This window comes from Buttiauxella noackiae ATCC 51607, from assembly GCF_001654865.1.
GTDB classification, from domain to species: Bacteria; Pseudomonadota; Gammaproteobacteria; order Enterobacterales; family Enterobacteriaceae; genus Buttiauxella; species Buttiauxella noackiae.
The window spans coordinates 1-6,612 of record NZ_LXEO01000040.1 but is presented as its reverse complement, the minus strand read 5'-3'; the positions used below and the strand labels follow the sequence as shown (position 1 = coordinate 6,612).

1 protein-coding gene is annotated in these 6,612 nt (G+C 50.8%); it reads left to right on the top strand.

All coding sequences use genetic code 11. From position 1 onward, the window contains the following. Positions 1-6,612 (top strand): Ig-like domain-containing protein (locus M979_RS23350; protein ID WP_064555249.1); only part of this gene is annotated, 6,612 nt, incomplete at both ends.

Genomic DNA, 6,612 nt, shown 5'->3' with positions numbered 1-6,612 from the left:
GACGGTCACAGATTATGCAGGCAACACTGTTGAAGCCCATACCAACCATGGTGTGAGTGCTGACTATACCGCTTACACTTCTATCAATATTAACGATGTTACAGACGACAATGTCCTGAACCACTCAGAACTGAACGCGAAAACACAGACGATCACCGGAACCGTCGGTGGGGATGCGAAAGTGGGCGATGAAGTTGTCCTCAAAATTGGTAATAAGATTATCGGCCACGGTTACGTGGAGAATTTAGATGGTAAGGGGCATCTTGGTTATCGTATTGACGTTGCTTCTTCTGTATTCAGCGATAACAAAGGCGAAGTGGATAAGGACGTGACCTTCACCGCTACGGTTACCTCCCATGACCAGCCGGGTAACATTGCTATCGAAACCACTGAGCACACGGTTCATATCGATAACCATGCTAACAACCACGTGACGGTTGAAACGGTTGCTGGCGATAACACCATCAGCATGAATGAATCCCGCATGCCGACGCTTATCAGCGGTGAAGTTACCGGTGTGGATGCGAAAGCAGGAGATGCGGTAGTTGTTCGTGTACAGGGTGAGAACTTCAAAGGTAGCGTGGTTGTCGGTGATGACGGGAAACTTCACTATGAAGTACGCGTGCCGACCGAGAAATTCCACGAGGGCGCCAATGACGTTCGCGTTACGGTCACCAGCCATGATGGGGTGGGTAATGTCGCGAATGCGGTTGAGCATATCAATGTCACGCTGGACACCCAGGCGCACGCCACTATTTCTGTTGACTCAGTGACGACGGACAACGTTCTTAACCAGGATGAGCTGGCGAATCCGAAACAAGTGATTACCGGAACCGTGGGGGGCGATGCCAAAGCCGGTGATGACGTTGTTATCGAGATCAATGGCTATAAATATCCAGGGCATGTGATTGATTTGGGTAACCATCAGTTAGGTTACCGTGTTGAGGTAGATACCTACGCGCTGACGGATAACCGCGGCCAAATTGATACCGATGTGAAATTCACCGCCACCGTCACCTCTTTCGATGACGTGAAAAACGAAGTGATTCAGACCACCGAGCACACGGTGCATATTGATAACTTTGCTGTGGCTAACATCGACATTGGTAGCGTTACTCAGGATAACATCCTCAATCATGACGAACTGAACGCGGCGAAGCAGACGGTCACCGGTATCGTCGGTGGTGATGCGAAGGAAGGCGATAAAGTTGTCCTCGAGATCAACGGCGAGAAATTCCCGGGCGAAGTCGTTAAGTTGTCTGGTGGCCAACTTGGTTACAAGATTGATGTTGATCCGGCGGTATTCAGCCATAACCGAGGCAATGTAGATGGCGACGTGAACATCCATGCGAAAGTCACGTCACATGATGCAGCGGGTAACGAAGTTGTCGCGCATTACGATAAAACGGTACATATCGACAACCACGCTGATGCCACCATCACTATTGACGACGTGACGTCAGATAACGTCCTGAACCATGCCGAACTGGCGGCGGGCAAACAGACGATTACCGGCACAGTGGGCGTTGATGCGAAAGCTGGCGATGAAGTCGTGCTGAAGATTGGTGGCACGACGATTGGTACAGGTCAGGTTGTCGATCTGGATGGTCATGGTCATCTTGGCTACCGCATCGAAGTGAAGACGTCTGACTTTAGCGATAACAAAGGTAATGTCGATAAGGACGTGACATTCACCGCGAGCGTGACTTCCCATGACGGCGCGCATAACGAAGTGACGGTGACCACTGAGCACACGGTGCATATTGATAATCACGCTTATAACAATCAGACCATCAGCACTATAGCGGGTGATAACGTTGTTAACTTCAACGAATCCCATCGTGAAACCCTGATTACCGGCCATGTGAAAGGGGAAGATGCCAAAGCGGGCGACGCGGTGATGGTCACCGTGCAGGGTAAAAACTATCCGGGCACAGTCTATGCCGATGCGAACGGGCATCTGCACTACAAAGTGGCCGTCCCTGTCGGGGTGTTGAAAGAAGGTAATAATGACGTTCAGGTCAAAGTGACCAGTCATGATGCGGCAAACAATGAAGTAGTGTCGACCGAGCACAGAGGCGTGGTGCTGGATACCCATGCCGACGCCACAATCACCATTGCTGATGTCACTAAAGATAACATTCTCAATCATGATGAACTGGCTGCACCTAAGCAGTTTGTTCATGGAACCGTAGGTGGCGACGCCCGTGAAGGGGATGCAGTTGATGTCGAAATCGGCGGTAGACACTTCCATGGCAACGTTATCTTTATCGCTCCAGGTCAGCTTGGCTATCAGGTTGCGGTCGATCCTTCTGCCTTTAATGACAACAGCAAAGATATAGACGGGCACATCGCTATGACGGTCTCCGTCAAAGTGCATGATGCTGCGGGCAACGAACTGACGAAATCTGCGACACACACCGTCAATATTGATAACCACGCCGATCCGGTGATTCACCTGGATAAAGTGACTGGCGATGACATTATCAACTTTACGGAGTCACAGCAGGCGCATACCCGAATCACCGGTACTGTCAGCGGTGACGTGCACGAGGGCGATAAAGTTATCGTCACCGTACACGACCACAAATATGAGACGACGGTTATTAAGCTGCCATTCTCCAATGGGGCGCTGGGTTATAGCGTTGATGTCGATACCAAAGATCTGATGTCAGATAAGAAAGGCGCATCTTCTGATACCAATAACGACACTGTCGTTCAGGTAACGGCGCATGTTGTGGGTTACGACACGGCGGGTAACGAACACCCGATTGATGTGACGAAAGATCTAAAAATCGACCTGAAAGCCGAGGCTAAAATCACCATTGATAAGGTGACGGGCGACAATATGATTAACGCCCATGAATCGACAGCTTCGACCACCACTATCAGCGGAACCGTTGAAGGCGACGTTAAAGTAGGTGATTACGTTCATATCCTGGTTAACGGCCAGGAGCTGACGACAAAAGTGGTCAGTGAAAATGGCAAGTTGGTTTATCACCGTGAGGTGAGCACCCACGACTTGCTTGTCGACCCGAATGTAAAAGTTACGGTCACCGCCACAGACAACGCCAATAACACGGCAACGGCGCATGCGGAGCAGGGCATTACTATTGATACCAAAGCCCTGGCTGAGATAAAGGTCGATTCCGTCACGCCGGATAACACCCTGAACGCTGACGAACTCAAGCAAGGTTACACGGTTGTCAGTGGCACAGTGAAAGGTGAAATGCACCCAGGCGATCCGTTGACGCTAACCATAAACCATGTGGTCTATCACGGGGTTGTGGAAGACCGAGGCAACGGCCAGATGGGCTTCCATATTCCGGTGAGCACCCACGATATTCAGGCCGATCCTCATATTCTTGCCAGCATCAGTATTACTGATGTAGCGGGTAATACCGCGACGGCGAATGATAATCATAGCGTGGGTATTGACGATCACGCCGACGCCACAGTCACTATCAACGTGGTTTCAGGCGATGACGTTCTTAATGGATTGGATCAAACCCATCCGACCACCGTCATCAACGGTGTGGTAACCGGTGATGTAAAACCTGGTGACTTCGTCCATCTGACGATTAACGGTATCACGCACGATGTGAAGGTTGAGCCTCAGGCTTATCTGGGTAATAAACTAGGTTATTCCTTCGAGGCCAATACTTCCGACCTGCTCGCCAACGGGCATATTGTGGCAACGGTCGATGCGACAGATGCAGCAGGAAATACCAAAACGGCGCATGCCGACCACGATGTATCCAGGGATGATGGCGCGAGCGCGACTATTACCATCGACCCTATCGACGTGGATGATGCGATTAATCATGATGAAGCGCATCTGCCATTCACTAAAGTTACTGGCACTGTAACGGGTGACGTTCATCCTGGCGATGTGGTGGATCTCACCGTTAACGGGCAGCACTACTACGGTAACGTGATCGTGCAGGGCGGTGGCCTGGGCTACAGCATTGATGTCAGCACCGACGATTTACTTTCTGGCGGAAATAAACCACTGCTTCATGCAGAAGTGACCGGGTACGATGCAGCGGGCAATACACAGCTCGCTACGTTCGATCGTGGGGTGATTATTGATACGCAGGCTGAAGCGCAGATCGACGTGACGCCTGGCTCTGTACATATCAATTCTTCTCACGATTTCTGGCTTATCGAAGGGCATGTGGGCGGTGATGCTAAGTTGGGTGATACGGTAACGATTACCGTTGAAGGAAAATCCTATAACACCAAGGTTATCACTCTCGCAGACGGTAAATTGGGCTACAACGCTGACAATGTGACCGATCCTGTCACCGGGGGCAGAACTTCTATCGGTGCCGGGACGATGACTGCGCAATCGGATGTGGTTGTGCGCATCACCACTACTGACCCGTATGGTAATACCGAGACGGCAACGGCGCATTCAAATGACCACGGTCAGACCGGTCATGGTAACGGCGGGACCACTACCCCAACGCATACCGATCCTCATGCCACTATCACCATCAGCCCGGTGGCGGGTGACAATACGATAAATGAAGCCGAATCTCACTCAACAACCACGATGATACGCGGCACCGTCGTGGGTGACGTTCATGGTGGCGAGCCGATAGATGTCTATGTCGGTGGGGTTAAATATTCCGGTACAGTTATTGAGCGCCCAAATCTGCCGGGAGAGTACAGCTATACAATTCCTGTCGATACGCAGACTCTGATGCAGAACCCTGATATCACGGTAAAAATGCCTAATTTTACGGCTAATACTCCGCAAACCACCGTAACCATCGATACCGATGTAAGCATCGATATTCAGTTGGATAAGATTGCTGGTGACGACACAATTAATATTGTGGAATCCAAAACGGGTATGACCCCAGTGAGCGGAATCGTGACGGGTAAAGATGTACATGACGGTAGTAATGTCACCATCATGGTAAACGGTCACGCGATCACCACGCAGGTATTTACTGATGCCAACGGCGTGATGAGATTCAGCAAAGATGTCAGCATCAACGATCTGCGCCAGGATCCACATGTCACTGTTAGCGTGAGCGGTCATGATGACCACGGGAATACGCAGACTAAAACTGCTGATACTACTGTCACGATAGACACCGACATTGATGCATCAGTGTCTATCGACAGCGTGACACCAGATAACATTATTAACCTTAATGAATCACATAACCCAACGACAACCATTAAGGGCCATGTCGGAGGGGATGTTCATCCAGGGGACATAGTTACCCTTCACGTTAACGGTGTGGATTATCCAAACGTTACGGTGGATCAAAATCTGCATTACAGCGTGGATGTCTTAACCAGCGATCTGCTGAAGGGTGACACCATTACCGCCAGTGTTCACGGCTATGACGATGCGGGTAATACCCTCGATAGAACGGCGACTCAACATTACTCTACCGATTTCACCGCCGAGGCTTCTATCACCGTCAATACGGTCTCTGGCGACAACATCCTTAGCGCGAAAGATCTCGCCGCAGGCCAAACCGAGATCAGCGGTACGGTAGGTCTGGATGCTAAACCTGGCGATGATGTGACGGTGGTTCTCAACGGCGTGCCTACCACCACGACCGTAATCGAGCTTCCTTATATGAACGGGCAGCTTGGCTACACAATGAAGGTAGAGACAAGCGATTTGCAAGTTGAGCTTGAGAAGCAATCTGCAGCGCATCCTGGCACCGATCCACACATCACTGTGACGGTCACCGGCACAGACGATGCGGGTAACGCCTTCAGCAACAGCGAAGATAGAACGATCAGCATCGACGATCATGCAGATGTGACACTAACCCTGAATAATGTGTCAGGCGATAATGTTCTCAACCTCGCGGAAAGTCATAACCCAACCACAACGATTAGTGGCTCAGTCACTGGTGATGTGAAAGAGGGGGACACGATGGTGATTACCGTTAACGGTAATGATCTGACTGCGAAGCTCCAGAGCGATGGCAAAGGTGGGTTTACCTTTACACGCGAAGTGAATACCTCAGAACTCCTGCAAGATCAGCACATCACATATAAAGTGTTGGCTGTGGATGATGTGGGTAACACTCAGCCAGGCGTCGGTTTTGTGGATATCCGCATCGATCAGGATGCGCAAAACGAGATTCACTTCGATAAGACCATTGCCGGTGATAACCGCGTCAATATTGAAGAATCTCACGCGCCTACCACGATGCTGCACGGTGTAGTGACGGGGGATGCGCACGGCGGAGACCCAATCACACTGATGGTGAACGGCAAGGCGGTTACGGGTGGGGTCGTTCTTGAAGACAGCCACGGCAACAGAACTTTCGAAATTCCGGTTGCCAACAGCTTGTTAAATGAAGGTGACAACACTGTGGTAGTGACTGTCAGTGGGCACGATGAAGCGGGTAACCCAGCGACATCGACTGATACTCATATCATCACGCTGGATACACAGATTGCAGGCAGAATCGATATCGACAAGGTGGCCGGCGATAATGTAATCAATGCGAAAGAGTCCGATCACATCACCGTCAGTGGCACGGTAGGGCTGGATGCGAAGCCTGGCGATGACGTGGATCTGGAGCTTAACGGCCATAAGATCACGGTACACGTTGAAGGAACGCCAGG